Annotated in this window: 11 protein-coding genes; 8 read left to right on the top strand and 3 right to left on the bottom strand. The window is 46.6% G+C overall.

The features are described from left to right. Nucleotides 1-132: 132 nt before the first annotated feature. The 8 genes from AC3RCI_RS13940 (at nt 133) to AC3RCI_RS13975 (ending at nt 14928) form a co-directional block, all read left to right on the top strand. On the top strand, nt 133-1281 hold the full coding sequence (locus AC3RCI_RS13940; RefSeq protein WP_336780012.1) for a GntR family transcriptional regulator: 1149 nt from the start codon (nt 133-135) through the stop codon (nt 1279-1281). 157 nt (nt 1282-1438) lie between these two features. Beyond that, nucleotides 1439-3643: a hypothetical protein gene (locus AC3RCI_RS13945; RefSeq protein ID WP_492529561.1), complete on the top strand. Its 2205-nt coding sequence runs from the start codon at nt 1439-1441 to the stop codon at nt 3641-3643. Between the two features lie 40 nt (nt 3644-3683). Continuing rightward, entirely contained in the window at nt 3684-6779 is a 3096-nt protein-coding gene (locus AC3RCI_RS13950; protein WP_492529563.1) for an alpha-mannosidase, read from the top strand. A 37-nt stretch (nt 6780-6816) separates the two neighbouring features. Beyond that, entirely contained in the window at nt 6817-7743 is a 927-nt protein-coding gene (locus tag AC3RCI_RS13955; RefSeq protein WP_336780017.1) for an ABC transporter permease, read from the top strand. A gap of 12 nt (nt 7744-7755) precedes the next feature. Then, nucleotides 7756-8652 (top strand): carbohydrate ABC transporter permease, encoded by an 897-nt coding sequence (locus AC3RCI_RS13960; RefSeq protein WP_127535806.1) that lies wholly within the window; start codon nt 7756-7758, stop codon nt 8650-8652. Between the two features lie 67 nt (nt 8653-8719). After that, on the top strand, nt 8720-10372 hold the full coding sequence (locus tag AC3RCI_RS13965) for an extracellular solute-binding protein (RefSeq protein WP_492529565.1): 1653 nt from the start codon (nt 8720-8722) through the stop codon (nt 10370-10372). 172 nt (nt 10373-10544) lie between these two features. Then, nucleotides 10545-12542, top strand: coding sequence for a glutaminase family protein (locus AC3RCI_RS13970; protein ID WP_492529567.1), 1998 nt, complete (start codon nt 10545-10547; stop codon nt 12540-12542). Nucleotides 12543-12654: 112 nt separating this feature from the next. Then, nucleotides 12655-14928 carry a helix-turn-helix domain-containing protein gene (locus tag AC3RCI_RS13975; protein WP_492529569.1) on the top strand — a complete coding sequence of 758 codons (2274 nt, stop codon included), beginning with the start codon at nt 12655-12657 and terminating at the stop codon, nt 14926-14928. 99 nt (nt 14929-15027) lie between these two features. Here the strand turns inward: AC3RCI_RS13975 and AC3RCI_RS13980 are convergent, their stop codons facing one another. From AC3RCI_RS13980 to AC3RCI_RS13990, 3 genes are read right to left on the bottom strand one after another with little or no spacing between them, the layout of a single operon-like run. Further along, entirely contained in the window at nt 15028-16539 is a 1512-nt protein-coding gene (locus AC3RCI_RS13980; RefSeq protein ID WP_492529571.1) for an extracellular solute-binding protein, read from the bottom strand. A gap of 42 nt (nt 16540-16581) precedes the next feature. Then, nucleotides 16582-17463 (bottom strand): carbohydrate ABC transporter permease, encoded by an 882-nt coding sequence (locus AC3RCI_RS13985; RefSeq protein WP_154893213.1) that lies wholly within the window; start codon nt 17461-17463, stop codon nt 16582-16584. Between the two features lie 19 nt (nt 17464-17482). Then, the gene (locus AC3RCI_RS13990) at nt 17483-18406 is read right to left on the bottom strand and encodes an ABC transporter permease (protein ID WP_492529901.1); all 924 of its coding nucleotides are present in this window, start codon (nt 18404-18406) and stop codon (nt 17483-17485) included. Nucleotides 18407-18636 lie beyond the last annotated feature (230 nt).

Below are 18636 nucleotides of genomic sequence, written 5' to 3' on the forward strand. Positions count from 1 at the left end.
ATTCCGATCCCGATATTTACCTGGAAGAGTTATAGTATACTGCGGTTAAGTTCAGCTTGTTTATTGCGCTTGCTTGTGAAAGGATATATTATATATCTCAAATATTATGAATGAATTGGTGATGTGATCCGAATGAGTACAAACGAACGAATTCCGTTGTATCAGCAAATCCAGGACTATGTCAGACATATTATAACTACAGAAAAGATGAAACCCGGCGATCGCATACCGACAGAAAAGGAACTGATGGATCAATTCCAGGTCAGTAAAATCACCGTGGCCAATGCCTTGACCGGATTAGCGAATGAAAAGTTGATCGACAGGGTGCCCGGCAAGGGGAGTTTTGTGGCTGAAGAAAACGATATCGTACCTGCGCCGCGAGCAACGGCGATCGCATTGAAGGGAAGAGAAGGTATACTGGCAACCGGGATGGTCGGTGTGGTTATGCCTTCAATCCATGATTACTTTGCCATAAGACTTGTTGAGGGAATTGAACAGGCCCTTAGCGAAAAAGGTTATCGCAGCATGGTCATGTTTACACAAGGCAGGCTGGATAAAGAGAAGGATGCCATCAAGGAACTGAAGTCACTCGGCGCTGAAGGCCTGTTAATTTTTCCTGTCGATGAGGAAAACTATAACGAGGAGATCCTCGGCATGAAGCTTTCCGGTTTTCCTTTTGTACTGATCGACCGCTATTTGCCTGGTGTCGAGACACACTATATTGCGGCGGATGGACGACGTGGTACAAAACTTGCCGTAGAGCATCTGTGGGAGCTTGGCCACCGCGATATCGCCATCTGTTCGGATTCGCCACTGCAAACCGTCACGGTTCAGGAGCGGATCGAAGGTTATATCGAGGCATTGAAAGACAAAGGATCGTTAATTAATCCAGCGCATATGATTACAGATTTCCAACCCTTAAGTGTGCTTAAAGATGCGGAAACCCACCCCTTATACAGGTATATTGTAAACCGAATGGTCACGGCATACATTTCGCTCAACGGAAGGCTAGGTGTGCAAATTTATCAAATGGCGAAGCAAGCAGGGCTTCGGGTGCCTGAAGATGTATCCATAGTAAGCTTTGATGATCCCACATCCATTGTGGAGGAATTCAGCATTTTTACCCATGTGAATCAGTTTGAACGAGATATGGGTTATCAGGCTGCGGTTAAATTACTTGAAGTGTTGCATGGTCATGAAGAATCGAAAAGTTATAGTAAAATACTGATTGAACCTGAACTTATGATACGCCAGACCACTGGCAAGGCTCCTCAAACCTGATATGGATGAACATGAAAACCTTCTCCGTCAACGACGGAAAGGTTTTTTATTTTATCAAAAAACATATTGAATATATTCAATCCATATATTATAGTCTAGAAAATGATGGATAATCATACAACACAGTCCAAACCACATTTCACAAGGGGGTTAGAATGTGTCACGAGACCGCAAGGAAGAGCGCACCGGATTTCAGGAGTCTGCTCCGTATCATCCCGATTATGATTTGCAGACTGACTTTGTAATGGTTTATGGCATCGACGAATCCATGCCGGAACGCATCAAGCAATGGAAAGACAAAGGATATATTGTGCATCTCATGACCGGGGTTGCCTGGGGAGAATACAACGATTACCTTGATGGCGAGGTAGATGGCATACCCCACTGGGATGAGGCTCAGATGGATCGTCACCAGCAGATGATTCTTCATGGAAATAAACCGGTTATTCCGTACATGGTACCAACCATTTCGTTTGGACGTTATCTAGCCGAGCGCATTCGAATCGCTGTAGATGCAGGCGTTGAGGCTATCCATCTGGAAGAGCCTGAATTCTGGGTGAATGGTGGATATTCCGAAGCTTTTAAGAGGGAATGGCAGCTATATTACAAGGAGTCCTGGATTCCGCCGCATGCTTCGCCGGATGCCCAATATCGCGCTTCCAAATTAAAGGCCTATTTATATACCCGGGCCCTTGATCGGTTGTGTGCCGAGATGAAGGATTATGCATTGCAGCGATATGGCCGTGTCCTCCGCTTCTATGTTCCAACGCACAGCCTGATCAATTACACGCAGTGGCGAATCGTCAGTCCGCAATCACAACTTGTTGAGCTGGCTTCCATCGATGGATACATTGCACAGATCTGGACAGGGACATCGCGTACAGCCAATGTGTATGAAGGAGTTCGAGCGGAACGCACTTTTGAAACCGCTTACCTTGAATACGGCGTGATGCAGGAACTGGTACGTGGAACCGACAGGCGCATGTGGTTTCTGCATGATCCGATCGAGGATAACCCGAATTACACCTGGGCGGATTACAAACAGAACTATCTAAAGACCGTTGTCGCCTCGCTTCTGCATCCCGGGGTTGCCCATTACGAAGTCGCGCCATGGCCACGAAGGATCTTTCAAGGGACTTATCCCACGGAAGAAGGTTCCGGCAAGGAAAGAATCCCCGCAGACTATGCAACAACCCTGCTTCAAGTCATGCATACTCTGGGTAACCTGGACCAGAATGTGACCGAAATGGATAAAAATCCGCTGCAGGTTGGTGTTCTTATTGCCGATTCTGCTATGTTTCAGCGAATGAAGCCGGATCCAGAGGCGCCTAATCCAGGAAAGTATGATGGAACAGATCCTGAAGGGTTTCAGGAAGAGGGGGATACCGAGCTGCTCGATTTCTCTCCTTTTTATGGTCTCGCGCTTCCACTGCTAAAACACGGATTGCCCGTCCGTCCCCTTTTGCTGGATAATGTGCGACGGTATCCGGGTTATCTGGCGCCCTACCGTGTACTTGTCCTGAGCTATGAGTTTATCAAGCCACAGTATCCGGATGTTCATTATGTGCTGGCACAGTGGGTGCAGGATGGCGGGGCGCTGATCTATGTTGGCGATGATAGTGACCCCTATCATGATATTCGCGCGTGGTGGAATCTTAATCAGGAAGAGGGAAGGTCTGGAACCAAGTATCATTCCCCGCGTGAGCATTTGTTCGAGCAACTTGGTCTGAAGGAGAAAGCGGGCGGCGCCGACCGGATAGGCAAGGGAGGGATTGTCTGGCTGAACGAACATCCAGCAGAATTTACACGATCCAGGGCAGCTGCTGATCGCCTTCGTCAATCGGTTCAAGATATCATTGCCGCGCTCAACCCACCAGCTATCCGGTGGGAACCGAGGCCGTATTTCAAAATGAGGCGCGGCCCTTACATCATCGTATCTACTTTGAATGAGTCGGTAAGCGAAGAACCTCTGGTCATATCGGGCCCGGTGGTGGATTTATTCGATTCGAAGCTCTCTGTACTAAGCCAGGTGGTTCTGAAACCTGGAGAGCAGGCGCTGCTCTATGATGTTGAGTCAGGACGTCCAGCAACTGGAGAAGTTTCTCTCATCGCGGCTTCCTCCAGAATCGAATCTTTGTCCGAATCGGGTACAGGTTTTCAATTTTTGGCGAAAGGACCTGCCCGTCTGCAAGCAACCGCTCGGCTGTACAGCAAGGTTGAGCCTGTATCGGCCCATTACATTGTTGAAGGTCAAGCGGTATCCGCAGCTTGGGAATGGGATCCGGATTCACAGACCGTGCTTGTTCAATACGAGCATGGAAATGAAAACAATACAGAGGTACATGTGAGATGGTCTTCCTGATTTCATAGCCCAATCACCTTAACAGAGAGGAGCAACGATCATGCCATACGAACCGATTAGGCCAGAACGGTTAATACAGATGATAAATAAACTTCGAGAAGCCATATATGAGCCGATTACCGAGCTGGAAGTAAAAGCTTGGGTTACGCCAGAGCCCGTATCCTATGAATCCCGGATGTCGGGAACGGAAGTTACGCTCCATCCAGGAGAACGCTGGGGAGAGCTATGGGACTGTGCCTGGTTCCGTTTCACGGGCAAAACGCCAGCCCATAAAGTCAACAGTCATGAGAGCATCGTTCTCTTGTTGGACGTCAGCGGCGAACTATGTCTGGTCGACCACGAAGGAACGCCTGTTCAGGGGTTGACGACCATTAACTCCGAATTTGACTTCTCCTTGGGCTTGCCTGGCAAGCGAGTCGTTCAGCTCCGTGAAGCATGTATCAGAGGAGATGAGATCGAAGTATGGGCAGAAGCAGGCAATAACGATTTGTTTGGCAAGTATCAGGGCGGCTCTCTGAGAGAGGCTGTTATCGCAGTCTGCCGAGAAGACATTCGTAGTTTGTACTATGACACCGAAGTTCTACTGGAGACGGCAGAACATCTCCCAGCGGGTACAGCTCGCAAGGAAAGAATCTACCAGACACTCTATGACGTGTCCTTGCAGCTGACCGAATTCTCCGAAGAGCGTATCCGACTGGCGAAGAGACAAACGCATGAGCAGCTCAGTTTTCAAGGGGGAGATTCGGTCTTAACCCTGAGTGCTGTAGGTCATGCACATATCGATTTGGCCTGGTTATGGCCGATCCGTGAGACGATCCGTAAAGGGGCTAGAACGTTCTCGACCGTGCTTCGCATGATGGAACGTTATCCGGACTATGTGTTTGGAGCGAGTCAGCCCCAGCTGTACGATTGGATGAAGCAGCATTATCCCAAGTTATATGATCAGATCAAGGGACGAGTACGTGAAGGAAGATGGGAGCCGCAGGGAGCCATGTGGGTGGAGTCGGATACGAATGTGCCGGGCGGAGAATCCCTTGTACGGCAGATTCTGTATGGCAAACGTTATTTTCAACAAGAGTTCGGGATGGAGATGAAATCACTTTGGATGCCTGACGTATTTGGTTATTCGGCAAGCTTGCCCCAACTATTGAAGAAATCCGGAGTCGATTATATGATGACCCAGAAACTCTCCTGGAGTGAGTACAATAGACATCCCCATCATTCATTTATGTGGGAAGGAATTGATGGCTCAGCGGTATTAACGCATATGCCTCCCGAGGATACGTACAACAGCCCGGCAGCACCCCGTTCTATTGCCAAGGCTGAGCAGGGATATCTGGATAAAAATGTATCCGGACACGCGCTGATGCTCTTCGGGATAGGCGATGGGGGGGGAGGACCGGGTGAAGAACATCTGGAACGGCTTGAACGGACCAAGAACCTGCTCGGCTTGTCTCCCGTTATACAGGAGCCTTCATGGTCATTTTTTGAAAAGCTCAATGAAGAACGAGAGAAATTCCAGACGTGGCGCGGGGAGCTGTACCTGGAAAAGCATCAGGGTACCTTGACTAGTCAAGCGCGTAGCAAGCGGTATAACCGGAAAATGGAGAAAGCGCTGCGTGAATTGGAATTTGCATCCGTTCTGGCTGCAGCCCAGTTAGGTCACTCTTATCCCTCTGATCTACTTGAAACCATTTGGAAGGAAGTCTTGTTGTACCAATTTCATGATATCCTTCCGGGATCATCGATCAAGCGGGTATACGATGAATCGCTAATCAGGTATGAAGAGCTGTTCATCCAAACAGAGAACATGATTGCAGATACCTACAGCCGTTTGGCAGATCAGATGGCTCCAAGCGAGAAGTCTTCCTCCGCATCTGCAGTGGTGTTTAATTCATTGCCTTGGGAGCGCCAGGAATGGCTTTACATGCAAGGCCGGTGGATGAAGGTTCAGGTTCCCTCCATGGGATACACGGTTGTTCCTGAATATTCGAACCAGAACAGCATGGATGAGTCCGGAGCCTGCATTGAACAGGAATCAGGGATACTGGATTCAGAGTTACATGTAAATGTGGAAGAACGTTTCATAGAAAACGACTTATTCCTCGTGAAATTTGATCCGAACGGTGCCATTCTCTCTATCTTGGATAAAGCAGAAGCACGAGAAGTCATTCCACAGGGACATCAGGGAAATAAACTGCGTGTGTATCATGATGAAGGAGATGCATGGGATTTCAGCCATGATTATTCAGAGAAGGCCGGAGTGCCGCCAACATTGCATGAAATTCGTGAACTTCGCGAAGGGCCTAGGATTGGACTCATCTTCCAATACAGCTATGGCGAATCCGAGTTGACTCAGAGCGTTATTCTTACTGAGGGCAGCCGGAGAATCGATTTTGTAACCAAGGTGGATTGGCGAGAAAACGCCAAAATGCTGCGTACGTCTTTCCCGGTGAATGTTCGCACAGATCAGGTGCATTGTGAGATTCAGTTTGGCAGTCTGTCCAGACCGACCCATCGCAATACCATGTGGGATTTTGCCAAGGATGAGATCTGCGCACATCAGTGGATGGATATATCCGAGCCTGATTACGGTGTGGCGTTACTCAATGATTGCAAGTATGGTCACAGAGCCTTTGATAACGTGCTTGACCTGAACCTGCTGCGCAGCAGCTCGTACCCTGATCCGGAAGCAGATCGTGCTGAACACGAATTCACTTACTCGTTATATCCGCATCAAGGGAATCACGTTCAAGCCGAGATCTATCGAAGAGGCAATGAATTGAACATCCCTTTGCGTGTAGTGGCGTTACCCTCGGTAGGCGTTAAACATGATGGAAATCTGCCTTTCTCAAAATCATTTCTGCAACCTGACCATACACATGTCATGGTGGAGTCCATCAAAAAGGCTGAAGATGGTGACGAGATCATCGTTCGGCTGTATGAAACGTCTGGAACACATGCTCATACGGTCATTCACCTTGGATTCGATACCGCTGAGGCCTGGGAAGCTGATCTGATGGAGAACATCATATCGCCACTTCCGATGACAGATCCATCCCAAATATCGCTATCATTTAAGCCATTTGAAATCATGACTCTGCGTTTGAAGTTGTTGCAGGTACAGCAGAGGTAGCAGATGTTCGTCATTTGGAGAAAGGAGAGGTGGGAATGTGATCAAGCCAAGAGCAACCAACAATCGATTGATGAAGCGAATCTGGCAGCATAAACTTTTTTATTTGTTCATGCTGCCAGGTATTGTCTGGTTTTTTCTTTTCTCTTATGTCCCGTTGTACGGAATCCAGGTTGCCTTCAGGGACTACAACTTTATGGGTGGATTTACCGGAAGCCCATGGGCGGGTTTCAAGTATTTCGAACAGTTCTTCAATTACTATCAATCCGGTGACATCATCCGCAATACGATCATCATCAGTCTTATGAAGCTGCTGATCGGTTTTCCGATGCCCATTATTCTTGCACTCCTGTTAAATGAAGTCCGCATGATCCGGTTTAAGAAGACTGTTCAAACGTTATCCTACTTGCCTTATTTCGTATCCTGGATCGTAGTGGTCACGCTGATGCAGAGGCTGTTGACACCCTATGGTGGACCAGTCAATGACTTCATGGGAACGATGGGGGCAGAATCAATCCAGTTTCTGAACAATCCAACCTGGTTCTATCAACTAATTGTTGGATCGGACATCTGGAAAAACATCGGCTGGAACTCCATTATCTTCATGGCCGCCATCGCAGGGATCGATCAGCAGCTCTATGAGGCTGCCAAGATTGATGGTGCAGGACGCTTCAGGCAGATGTGGCACGTGACACTTCCCGGCATTCGCAGTGTGGCGATCCTCTTATTCATTCTTGCCGTAGGCAGCTTGATGAGTGCAGGATACGAGCAGCTGCTTCTTCTGAATGGACCTGCTACCGCGAGCATTGGCAGCGTACTGGATGTTCATGCCATCAACTCAGGGATTCGCGAAGGGCGCCTCAGTTATGCCGCAGCTGTTGGGTTATTCCAAAGCATTATAGGACTTATTTTGGTACTGACCGTCAATCGCATTGCCCGCAAAGTCAGTGATGTATCCCTGTTCTAAGGAGGTGACGATATGGAACGAAAATGGTCTGTATTCTCAGTGTTCAACTATACTTTTCTTGCGTTGGTCGGTTTCTCCATGATCTACCCCTTTATTTATATTTTGGCCTACTCATTAAATGAAGGTAAGGACTCGATGCAGGGGGCAATTTATTTTTTACCCCGAAAATTCACTTTGGAGAACTATGCCGAGGTATTTGATAATGCACGCATCTGGAAGGCATACCAAATTACCCTCATGCGCACCGTGCTGGGTACGTTCCTGCACGTGATATTGTGTACCCTTATGGCTTATGCACTTTCCAAAAAAACATTGCCTGGCCGTTCCTTTTTTACCTTTTACATTTTTTTGCCCACGATTTTCAGTGCGGGTTTCATTCCGTTCTTTATAACACTTCAAAAACTGCATCTGATCAATACCTTTTGGGTGTACGTTTTGCCTCTGTTATTTAATTTCATGCACATCATCATTATTCGTACGTTTCTGCAAGGCATACCGGAGGAATTGGAGGAGTCTGCCCGTATTGACGGCTATGGCGATTTCCAGATCTTTGTGAGAATCATCCTGCCTCTTTCAGGACCTGTGCTCGCAACCATTTCGCTATTTATCGGAGTAGCTCATTGGAATGACTGGTTCTCTGGTGCCTATTACGTATCCAACAAAAATCTGATCCCGGTGCAGACCTTGCTGCAAGAAATGCTGACGGAAGCAGAAGCATTATCCAATTCCATGCAGCGGGCAGCGCAGCAAGGAGGCCAGACGATAGGTGGAGTCGGCGGGGCAGGAGCAACACCGGAATCCATGCGCATGGCCCTGCTTGTTATTACGGTTTTTCCAATCTTGTGCATTTATCCGTTTCTTCAACGCTATTTTGTCAAAGGGGTCATGATCGGCTCGGTTAAAGGTTAATCATATCAGTTCTATCTATCAGGCTTAACCTTGATTCATTGATATCCATATCCAGGAGGCGATTGGTGTGAATAGGATTTGGTCGAAAGGCATTTCCGTATTACTCGTATCCATTATGACTGGAAGTTTGCTGAGTGGTTGTATGAATTCATCAGGGAACGGGGAAGGCGATGGAGAGGGTGGCGGAAACACGCTAAAAATATTGCATAATTGGAATGGTTCGGGCGGATCGGATAATGGAATCACCCCTTTAGAGGAAGTCATTAAGGAAAAGACCGGAGTGACTCTGGAATGGGAATATACCAAAGGCAGTGAGACCGAGAAGGTGAATCAGATCTTTGCCACACAGGATTTGCCAGATATATATACTGGACCTGCTTGGGGAGGGGAGCTTGATGGGATCATCAAAGCCGCCAAAGAAGGTCAGTTAGTCGACATATCCGATAAGTTGGATAACTATCCCAACCTGGCCAAGTCGATTGCGGAAGAAAATGTGCCGCCAGCATTATATGAAAAAGCGATCAATGCATATGACGGCAAAAAGTATCTGCTTTTGCAGAATCAGCCCGCTACAAACGAAGACGGTATTGATTGGCTCTACGGGTTCTATGTACGCAAGGACATTGCTGAAAAGGTAGGTGTGGACCCGCAGTCGGTGGTAACGAAAGAGGATTTTTATGCATTTCTCAAAAAAATAAAAGACGCCAACCTGCAGGAAAACGGACAGCCCGTATTTCCACTGGGCGGATTCAGTAACGGTTGGGCAGTAGGTATTGGCAATACGATGTTCTATTCTGGAGCAAGTTACGTAGACAATGGCGATGGTTCCCTAGAGCACAGTTTCTTCACTCCAGGTTATGAAGAATACATGCTGTTCTATCGTAAACTGTTGGCGGAAGGCCTGCTCGATCCGGATGTATTTACCCAAACCGACCCCATCGCCAAAGAAAAGATTAATCAAGGCCGGATTGCCATCCTCGCCGCACATTATCCGGCCATCTTGGATGCTTCGAAGGAATATGTCACCTCTCATCCCGGAAGCGATTACATTCCGGTTGGACCGTTAGAGCGTGCTGATGTTGATCCGAGTCGCCCCGTGGACCTTGGCATTCAGGGCAACAACGTAACGGTTATCACCAAAAGCTGCCAAGGTGCATGTGTGGATGCAGCACTTAAGTTTCTGGACTACATGGCTTCTGACGAAGGCTTTATGCTGGCCAGATATGGGGTGCAAGGCGTTCACTGGGATATGAAGGATGGCAAACCTGTAGCCAATCAGGAATGGTTTGAACAATTTGCAGCTGATCAATCTGGTAAAGTTCGCAAGAGTGTAGGTATTGGCATTGGTTTGGAATCGCTAACCGGACTTGATCGCATCAACTCATATGCCGGAGGAGATATCTGGGCAGATCAGGACAGACTGGATGCCATGGATCATGCTCGTAAAATACTTCGTCCAAACGGTACTCAGGTTATTACCGCCTATAATCCGGGGGATGTCATCACCAAAGCACCTGAATGGGAAATGTTGAAGCCTTCCATGGACAGGATGGGAGATGCCTGGAAGGAAGCTGTTTTTGCAAAATCGGATGAAGATGCCTTGAGCATCATTAACGAATTGAGGGATCAGCTGAAGAATACCGGATACGATCAAGCGATGCAGTTTACCAATGAAAATCTGAAAGGAAAAGACGTCGTGACCGTCCAGATGCCGAACTGATCTTTCTAACTCGTAAACTAATATGAGAGAATCCATGGGCTTTGTATTGCCCTGCCAGGCAGGCAAACGAAGCCCTTATGGATGAGTAGAGCAACGACCTGTAGAAGTTTAACGTGCGTATACATTTTAATATTCAGAAAAGACAACCAATCATATGAAGGAGTGTAGCGTCATGACAACAAGTTTCAGGCCGCCAGCGGTGCCGCTTGTAACGGTCGACCCGTATTTTAGCGTATGGTCTACAGCCGATCATCTCTATGAAGAACACACTCGGCACTGGACCAACAAAACTCAAGGCATGGTAGGCATGGCAGTGATCGATGGGAAAATCAGAAGATTTATGGGGAAAATGGATATACTCGATCGTTCTGCAGATGTGGAGGAAAACACCACACTTGTACAGACGAATCTGACTATCGAACCTGTGACGACTCGTTACACGTTTGAAGGGGAAGGCATTGAGCTTCAGGTTGAATTTACCACGCCGTTACTACTGGATGATCTTGAGGTCTTATCCAGACCCGTGACGTATGTTACATTCCTTGCTCGTGCGGTTGATGGCCTAGAACACCAATTGAAGATTTATTTTGATGTAACAGGAGAATGGTGTGTGAACACACCAGAGCAGCAAGTGACCTGGTCTTCTTCTGTAATCAATCAACAATTGCATGCATTGACTATGGGAACGGTTGAACAGCCCATATTGAAGCTTGCTGGTGATGATACAAGAATAGACTGGGGATATATGTATCTGGCCGTTCCCCTGTCCCCCCAAAGCCAATCGGTTGTTCAATCGGTATCAGGTCGTGAGCATTATGCTCGAACAGGAGAGTTGAAAGTAAACGAGGATGGCCATGAGCCAAGGGCAGTATCTGATGATATGCCTGTCATGGCAACCGAGATGGATATGGGTCACGTCCATGAAGAAACGATTTCCGGTTATCTGATGTTGGCGTATGATGACATTCACTCGATTGAATATTTTCATCAACCATTGAACGCCTATTGGAGAAAAGATGGAATGACCTTTCATGACATGCTGATTATGGCAGCTCAACAGTATGAAGAGATTAGGAAGAGATGCGACAGCTTTAATCATGAACTCCTGCAGGAAAGTCAGGAGGCGGGCGGCGCTTCTTATCGAGACATTCTGGCGCTCACTTATCGTCAAGCCATTGCTGCGCATAAGCTGGTTGTTGATGAAGCGGGCGAAGTCTTATTTTTCTCCAAGGAAAACTTCAGTAATGGCTGCATTGCCACGGTGGATGTAAGCTACCCGTCGATTCCGCTGTTTCTGAAATATAATCCTGAAATGGTTAAAGGCATGATGCGTCCCATCTATAAATATGCCAAAAGCAGTGAGTGGTCGTTTGATTTTGCGCCCCATGACGTCGGGACTTACCCCAAAGCGAACGGGCAAGTATATGGGGAGAACAAGCTGGAGTACCAGATGCCGATCGAAGAATGTGGCAACATGCTTTTGATGGCGGCGGCGGTAAGCAAATATGAGGAGCATGATGAATTTGCCCGAGAGCATTGGGATCTTCTGACGAAATGGGCGTCTTATCTGCTGCAGCATGGTTTGGACCCGGACAATCAGCTGTGCACCGATGACTTCGCAGGCCATCTAGCACATAACGCCAATCTTTCCATCAAAGCGATATTGGGCATTGCTGCCTACGCATATATGTGTGATCAGCTCGAGATGCAAAAAGAAGGAGCCGTATACCGCGAAGCGGCTGCAAAGATGGCAAAAGAGTGGGTGTCCATGGCGGATGCCGATGATCACTATAAGCTGACGTTTGACAGCTCCAATGAATCATGGAGTATGAAGTACAATTTGGTGTGGGATCGTCTGTTAGGCTTCAATCTGTTCCCAAAAGAAATTGCTGTGAAAGAACTCAATTATTATGCACGTCAACAAAATCGATATGGAACGCCTCTGGATAGCCGGGATACGTATACCAAATCCGATTGGCTTGTATGGTGTGCCTCCATGAGCGAAACACAAGAGCAGTTTGAACAAATGATTTTGCCACTATGGCAATTTATGAATGAGACAACAAGTCGTGTACCAGTAACCGACTGGTACGATACCCTAACCGGTAAACAGCTGAACTTTCAGAATCGATCCGTTGTTGGGGGATTTTTTATTCATCTGTTAAAATAATTCCTTTTTCACAGACATACGCTCTCTCGAGGTAAAGTTAAAAAGGATTGACGTATCCTCATCTGGGAACTAATGTAATAATGTAATGAACCGGAATTCCCGAGGAGGCATTATGAAATTACGTTCCCTTTCTTTTTTGTGGAAGCTATTGTTATTCTCTATTGTCATAGGAACTCTCCCGGTAATTGTTCTGGGTACCTTTTCATACTATAATTCCTCTTTGTCCGTTCAGGAAAAGGTGAATGAAGGAAATAAATTGCTGCTGCAGCAAACGCAGATGGGTGTAGAGCAAATGCTGAGAACCGTTGATAACTCGGCGACGCAATTCTTGCAGTCCCCGATCGTTAGACAGGCATTCAGCAAGCCGATTACGAATGAGGATTTTGAAATGGTTCATGAGCTGTATAAGGGTATTGCTACAATTCAAACGTACGAGCTGGGGATTAAGGAGATCTATTTGTACAGTTTGAACAATAAATGGCTGGTCACAAGCACCGGTGTGAATGAATACAGCTCCCCTGAATTCAAGTCACAACTCGAGATGTTTTCTCGTGAACAGGCTGGATCTTTCTGGAGCAGAGGGCAGGATAATCTGAATGATTCGTCGGAGTCTGTCTATTTCGTCAAAAAATATCCTTTTAACGCTGCGAATCCCAAAGGCCTGATCAGTGTAGCGTTGTCTCCCGACGTGATAAGGAGAACGTTATCCGTTCAAAACGGGAAAATAGCAAGCGCTTTCATATTGGATCGCGATTTAAATCTTATTCATCGAAGTGATGAAGGTGCGTCACCAGGAAGCAATATGTCGGGGGAGTCCTATCTTCAACAGCTTCAAGAAACCGAATCCACCACCGGGCAGTACATATCCAAGCATGAGGGGGAGACGGTAACCGTTACCTATCGTAAATCTTCCTACAATGGCTGGGTTTATGTTTCGGTGGCCTCTAATGAACAAGTGAACGAACAAAATCAGATCATTGGCTGGATTACCTTGCTCGTTTGCTTTTTGATCTTGCTCATTACTCTAATTCTGGCGTGGTTTGGTTCGAAGAGAATGTACAGCCCGATTCGATCCATCTATTCGACCCTTGCAGCTGTAGCCACCCCGGAAGCAGGGCGGGAGAGAGCTTCGGGAGAACTGCAAGTGATCGGTGAACGGGTAAACGATCTGATTCGTAACCACTCTGTTGTCATGAACGAGCTCCAGGGCCAACAATCACAGCTGAAAGAGTTCTTCATGCATAAATTGCTAAAGGGTGAGATTGCTCATACCGATTTTGAAGAGAAATTGGGTCTGTATGGCGTTAAGCAAACATGGTCGTCCATGAGCCTGATTGCGATCCAGATGGATACCCTTATAGGTACCCGCTATGAGGAGAGGAATCGGGATTTATTATTGTTTGCAATCAGTAATATGGTCGGTGAATTGATACCAAGTGATAACAGGTTGGTACCAGTAGTAGCCACTGATTACCAAGTTACCCTGATCGGCTCATCGAACGTGGGTGCAGAGCTTAAGGAAGAGTTGTTCATGTTATCTGTTGACGTCCAAAAGGCAGTTGCCCAATATCTCGGGATCCGGGTTAGTATCGGAATCAGTCGTCCATTTCACGTTTTTGACCAAGCAAGGAATGCACTGCATGAAGCCATGACATCACTGAAATTTAGTGTGGGACTTGGGCAAGAGTCCATTCTGTTTATAGAGGATGTGCAGCCGCAGAAAAATGATCCGGGCAGGTTTCCACATCACCGAGAACAGGCGCTGTTCGATGCCATACGAGCAGGAGACCTGGCCCAATCCGAGATCGAATTGGAACATTTTATGGAGGAACTGTTTCCGGCCCAAACACCATTTCAGCACTATCATTTGTCACTTTTGAGGCTGCTGGTGAATTTCCTCAAATTCGGTCATGAGCTTTCTATTCCAATGGAAGGCATTGAGGGAGATGAGTCCTCTTTAATTGATACATTATTTAAGCTGAGGAACGTTACGGAGATGAAGACCTGGTTTTGGACATTATTTGTTGTGCCATACGCCAAGGAACTGGAGCATCGCCGAGAATCGCAGTTTAAGCATATATCGGAAGCCATCGTCGACATGATTCATCGGGAGTTCGATTCGGAATTAACCTTGGAAAGTTGCTCAGCTCGAATCAATTATCACCCCCATTATGTGAGTCGGGTGTTTCGACAGGAGACGGGGGTAAACTTCGGGGAGTACCTGACAATGTACCGAATGGATATGGCCAAGAAGTGGCTGAAGGAGACGGATATGAAAATTGCTGAAATTGCAGAGCGTCTGCAATATAATAATTCGGCCAATTTTATTCGCTCCTTCCGGAAAATTGCTGGAACAACCCCCGGAAAGTACAGAGAAGAACAATAACTTGTTACCATACTTTTCTTAGACAAAATTAGCCCCTAGGTGATGAGATAAATCATCGTCCTGGGGGCTATTTGTGATTTTATGAGAATGTATCCGATATTACTTATTCACAGATTTGGCGTAATCTGCATTAATCTCTTCAATAATTTTGCTTCCGCCACCTTGCAGCCACTTATCCACCGCCTGATTCCAATCCTCTTCGCTGGCGGTACCCATAATGTACTTGACTGTGGCATCCTGTATGATTTTATTGAGTTCATTACCGAGCTCAATGGCAGTATTAGAGATATAAGGAGAGGCAGGATTTTGAATGGCAAAAGTGGCGTTGTCTTTGAACAATTCTGTGCTGAGCTTCTCCAATTCGGTACCGAAGTTCTCCACCTGATCCTGCAATATCATAAACTGGTTGCTATCCGTCATTTCTGACCGCAACTTGGGATCCGGGTTTTGTTTGTATTCTCCATTTTCAACCGAGTACTGCTTGCCTTCAACGCCATATTTTAAAAGGTTTTGCATGTCCTTCTCCGATACCTTATCGAAATAAGCAAGAATTTGCTTCAATTCATCTTCCGTTTTGACACTTGTTTTCGGAATCATGTACATTCCCAAATAACCTGTGCCTGCTCGCGTGGCATTTCCGTTCGGGCCAGAGATGCGGTTAATCAGATTGATTTTGGCATCGGGGGCGACCTTCTTGACATTCTCTTCAATGTTCTTTCCATCCACCATGTTGTCAATCCACAATCCTGCCTTACCTTTGTACATCACCGATCGACCGTCCTGAACGAGCGCAAAATCCTGATTGATAAGCTTCTCATCATATAGTTTCTTGTAAAACTTCAAGGTATCCATATAAGCGCTGGTCATGTGAGCCGGGATTAACTGTCCGTCTTTCAGTTCCCATTCATTTGGGCCTCCCAGATAGACCAAGATGTCTTTGAATCCAGCGATATTATTTCCCTGCATGCCTACCGCAAGACCGACGGTATCCTGTCTGCCATTTTGATCCGGATCCTTTGTGGCAAACGCTTTCAATACGTCATAAAGTTCATCCACATTTTTCGGAGCCTCCAAATCCAGATTGTGCAGCCAATCCTGTCGAATCATCAGACCGAAACGGGCAATATCCCGTTCGCGATACAGGCCATATATTTTGTTGTCAATGGATGAGTTGCTTAACACGACATCAGACATCTTGCTCAGATTTGGATAACTGTCGAGATACGGTCCCAATTCCCAGAACATGCCTGACCGGGCAGCATTGATGATAAAAGAAGCTTTTGGCTCCAAAGCAACGAACGTTTTGGGCAGCTCGCCGGAGGCAACGGTAGCGCTTAATTTATCCGTGTAGGATGAGGAGGGGACCCAGGACACAGTTAGATCCGTGTTCGTTTTCTCCTCAAGCAGAGCCAAAATGGAGCTGTTCGCATTCATCTGTTCCGCACTGTACGTTGGCAGCATCATGCTCAAGGAGAGAGTACCTTGTGCACCGCCCGTACCTGTCTCCTGAGCCTCGTTGGAATTGTTGCTGGCACATGCTGTAATCATTAAGCTTAATGAAGCGATAAGAGCTCCAGTGCTAATCAACGACTTCCGATATGGTTTCTTCATATTCAAATCCCCCTAATCGTGATTTCATGATTTAAGTTACGATCAGCCTTTTACAGAACCAAGTAATACGCCTTTGGCGAAATGCTTTTGCAAAAATGGATACACGAGCAGGATCGGTAGAGTGGATACAACAATGACAGCCATCTTGATAGATTGCTCCGGTGGGGAAACATAGTCTGATTCCATGGCAGTGGAGTCCCCGATTCCACCAGAAGCCAAAATAACGAACTGACGTAATAGCACTTGAATTGGCCATTTGGTGTTATCGTTAATATAAAGCACAGCACTAAAGTAAGTATTCCAATGGCCTACCGCATAAAACAGGGAGAAAGTAGCGATTGCCGGCATGGAAAGAGGCAGAACGATGCGAAAAAATACGCTTAAATCATTGCATCCATCGATCTTGGCTGACTCTTCCAAGCTCTCGGGAAGCTGCTGAAAGAAGTTCCGGATAATGATCAAGTTAAAAGCGCTAATGGCTCCAGGTATAAGCAAGGACCAGTACGTATTAATCATACCTAACTGTTTGACCACGAGAAACGTTGGAATCATGCCACCACTAAATAACATCGTAAAAACGATCAGCATGAGTATCGGTTTGCGGAAGTCCATGTCCCTTCGAGCCAATGGATAGGCCATTAAACAGGTCAAAAATATGTTGATCAGCGTGCCGAACACGGTAATGTAGATGGTAACAAGCAAGCTTTTGACAAGTGTGGGGGTTGAAAAGATGTACCTGTATGCATCCAGTGTAAACTCTGTTGGAAACAAAATGAACCCACGTAGTAATAATTCCTTCTGGGTGGCGAAGGAGCCAGCAATAACATATATGAAGGGTAGTACAGTGAGCAGAGCAAATACAGTCAACAGCAGTATGTTCAGTACATCGAAAACTCGACTTCCCACGCTAGGTTTGATAGGCATTCCTTGATGAGCTCCTTCCTTAGTAAATTCCTTCTTCACCAAACCTCTTGGCCAGATGATTGGCTACAACTACGAGCACCAAACCAATCAAAGACTTGAACAAACCAACTGCGGTACTGAAGCTGTATTGCCCTTGGCTAATCCCTACGGAGTATACGTAAGTATCAAATACTTCCCCGACTTCACGGTTCATGGCGTTGAGCATCAGGAAGATCTGTTCGAAACCAGTATCTAGGAAGTTCCCCAGACGAAGAATCAACAGAATGATGATGGTGCTGCGAATGGCAGGCAGCGTAATATGCCAGAGCTGGCGAAGTCTGTTCGCTCCATCCATCCGCGCTGCTTCATACAACTGTGGATCGACCCCTGACAGCGCGGCAAGGAAAATGATTGTTCCCCAGCCCGATTCCTTCCAGATCACCTCAGCAGTAACGATGGTTCGAAACCACTCATTGCTCGCCAGGAAATTAATCTTATCCCAGCCAAAGTACACCAGAAGATCGTTGACGATACCACCTTCTGTTGTTAAGAAAATATAAGCAATCCCCACGACAACTACCCATGACATAAAATGCGGAATATACACCAATGTCTGAATAGTTCGCTTAAACAAGTGGTGGCGAAGTTCATTTAACATAAGTGCAATAAAAATGGGTAAGGGGAAGAAAAACAGAATGTTGAGCATGGCAAGCATGAGCGTATTCCGGAAAAGAACGATAAAGCTAGGATCGTTAAATAAACGTTCAAAATGTTTGAGCCCTACAAAAGGACTATCCCAGAAGCCTAGGAATGGCTGGTAATCCTTGAAGGCGATGAGTATTCCATACATGGGCCAGTACTTAAATATAAGAAAGTACAGCAGGCCTGGAAGAAGCATGAAGTACAACCATCGGTTTCTTACCATTCTGCCTAACAGCGTTGGTGTTCTGGAGGCGGGGAACATGAGTGTGGTAGCTTTTGTATTTCTTTGCATGTGACTTCATTCCTTTCCTCAAGAGTCTCATATGGGGATGCAACCTTAGCTGTATCATAGTGGCGGGATGAAATTACCGTCGATAGTCCTTGATTGTGGAGATGGTTCTTAGAGTACGGAATAGCGCGATGTTACAGCGTGTAGTCATCCGTTGCGCCGGTGTTCATTACTTGCTTTTTTCCGTATAAACAGCGATATAG

The sequence above is a fragment of the Paenibacillus sp. MT124 genome (assembly GCF_058792755.1).

What these genes read in the sequence shown, in the direction of transcription:
- AC3RCI_RS13950 (WP_492529563.1), top strand. Translation starts at nt 3,684, where the DNA reads ATGCCATACGAACCGATTAGGCCAGAACGGTTAATACAGATGATAAAT.
- AC3RCI_RS13960 (WP_127535806.1), top strand. Translation starts at nt 7,756, where the DNA reads ATGGAACGAAAATGGTCTGTATTCTCAGTGTTCAACTATACTTTTCTT.
- AC3RCI_RS13940 (WP_336780012.1), top strand. Translation starts at nt 133, where the DNA reads ATGAGTACAAACGAACGAATTCCGTTGTATCAGCAAATCCAGGACTAT.
- AC3RCI_RS13970 (WP_492529567.1), top strand. Translation starts at nt 10,545, where the DNA reads ATGACAACAAGTTTCAGGCCGCCAGCGGTGCCGCTTGTAACGGTCGAC.
- AC3RCI_RS13985 (WP_154893213.1), bottom strand. Translation starts at nt 17,463, where the DNA reads ATGCCTATCAAACCTAGCGTGGGAAGTCGAGTTTTCGATGTACTGAAC.
- AC3RCI_RS13975 (WP_492529569.1), top strand. Translation starts at nt 12,655, where the DNA reads ATGAAATTACGTTCCCTTTCTTTTTTGTGGAAGCTATTGTTATTCTCT.
- AC3RCI_RS13990 (WP_492529901.1), bottom strand. Translation starts at nt 18,406, where the DNA reads ATGTTCCCCGCCTCCAGAACACCAACGCTGTTAGGCAGAATGGTAAGA.
- AC3RCI_RS13980 (WP_492529571.1), bottom strand. Translation starts at nt 16,539, where the DNA reads ATGAAGAAACCATATCGGAAGTCGTTGATTAGCACTGGAGCTCTTATC.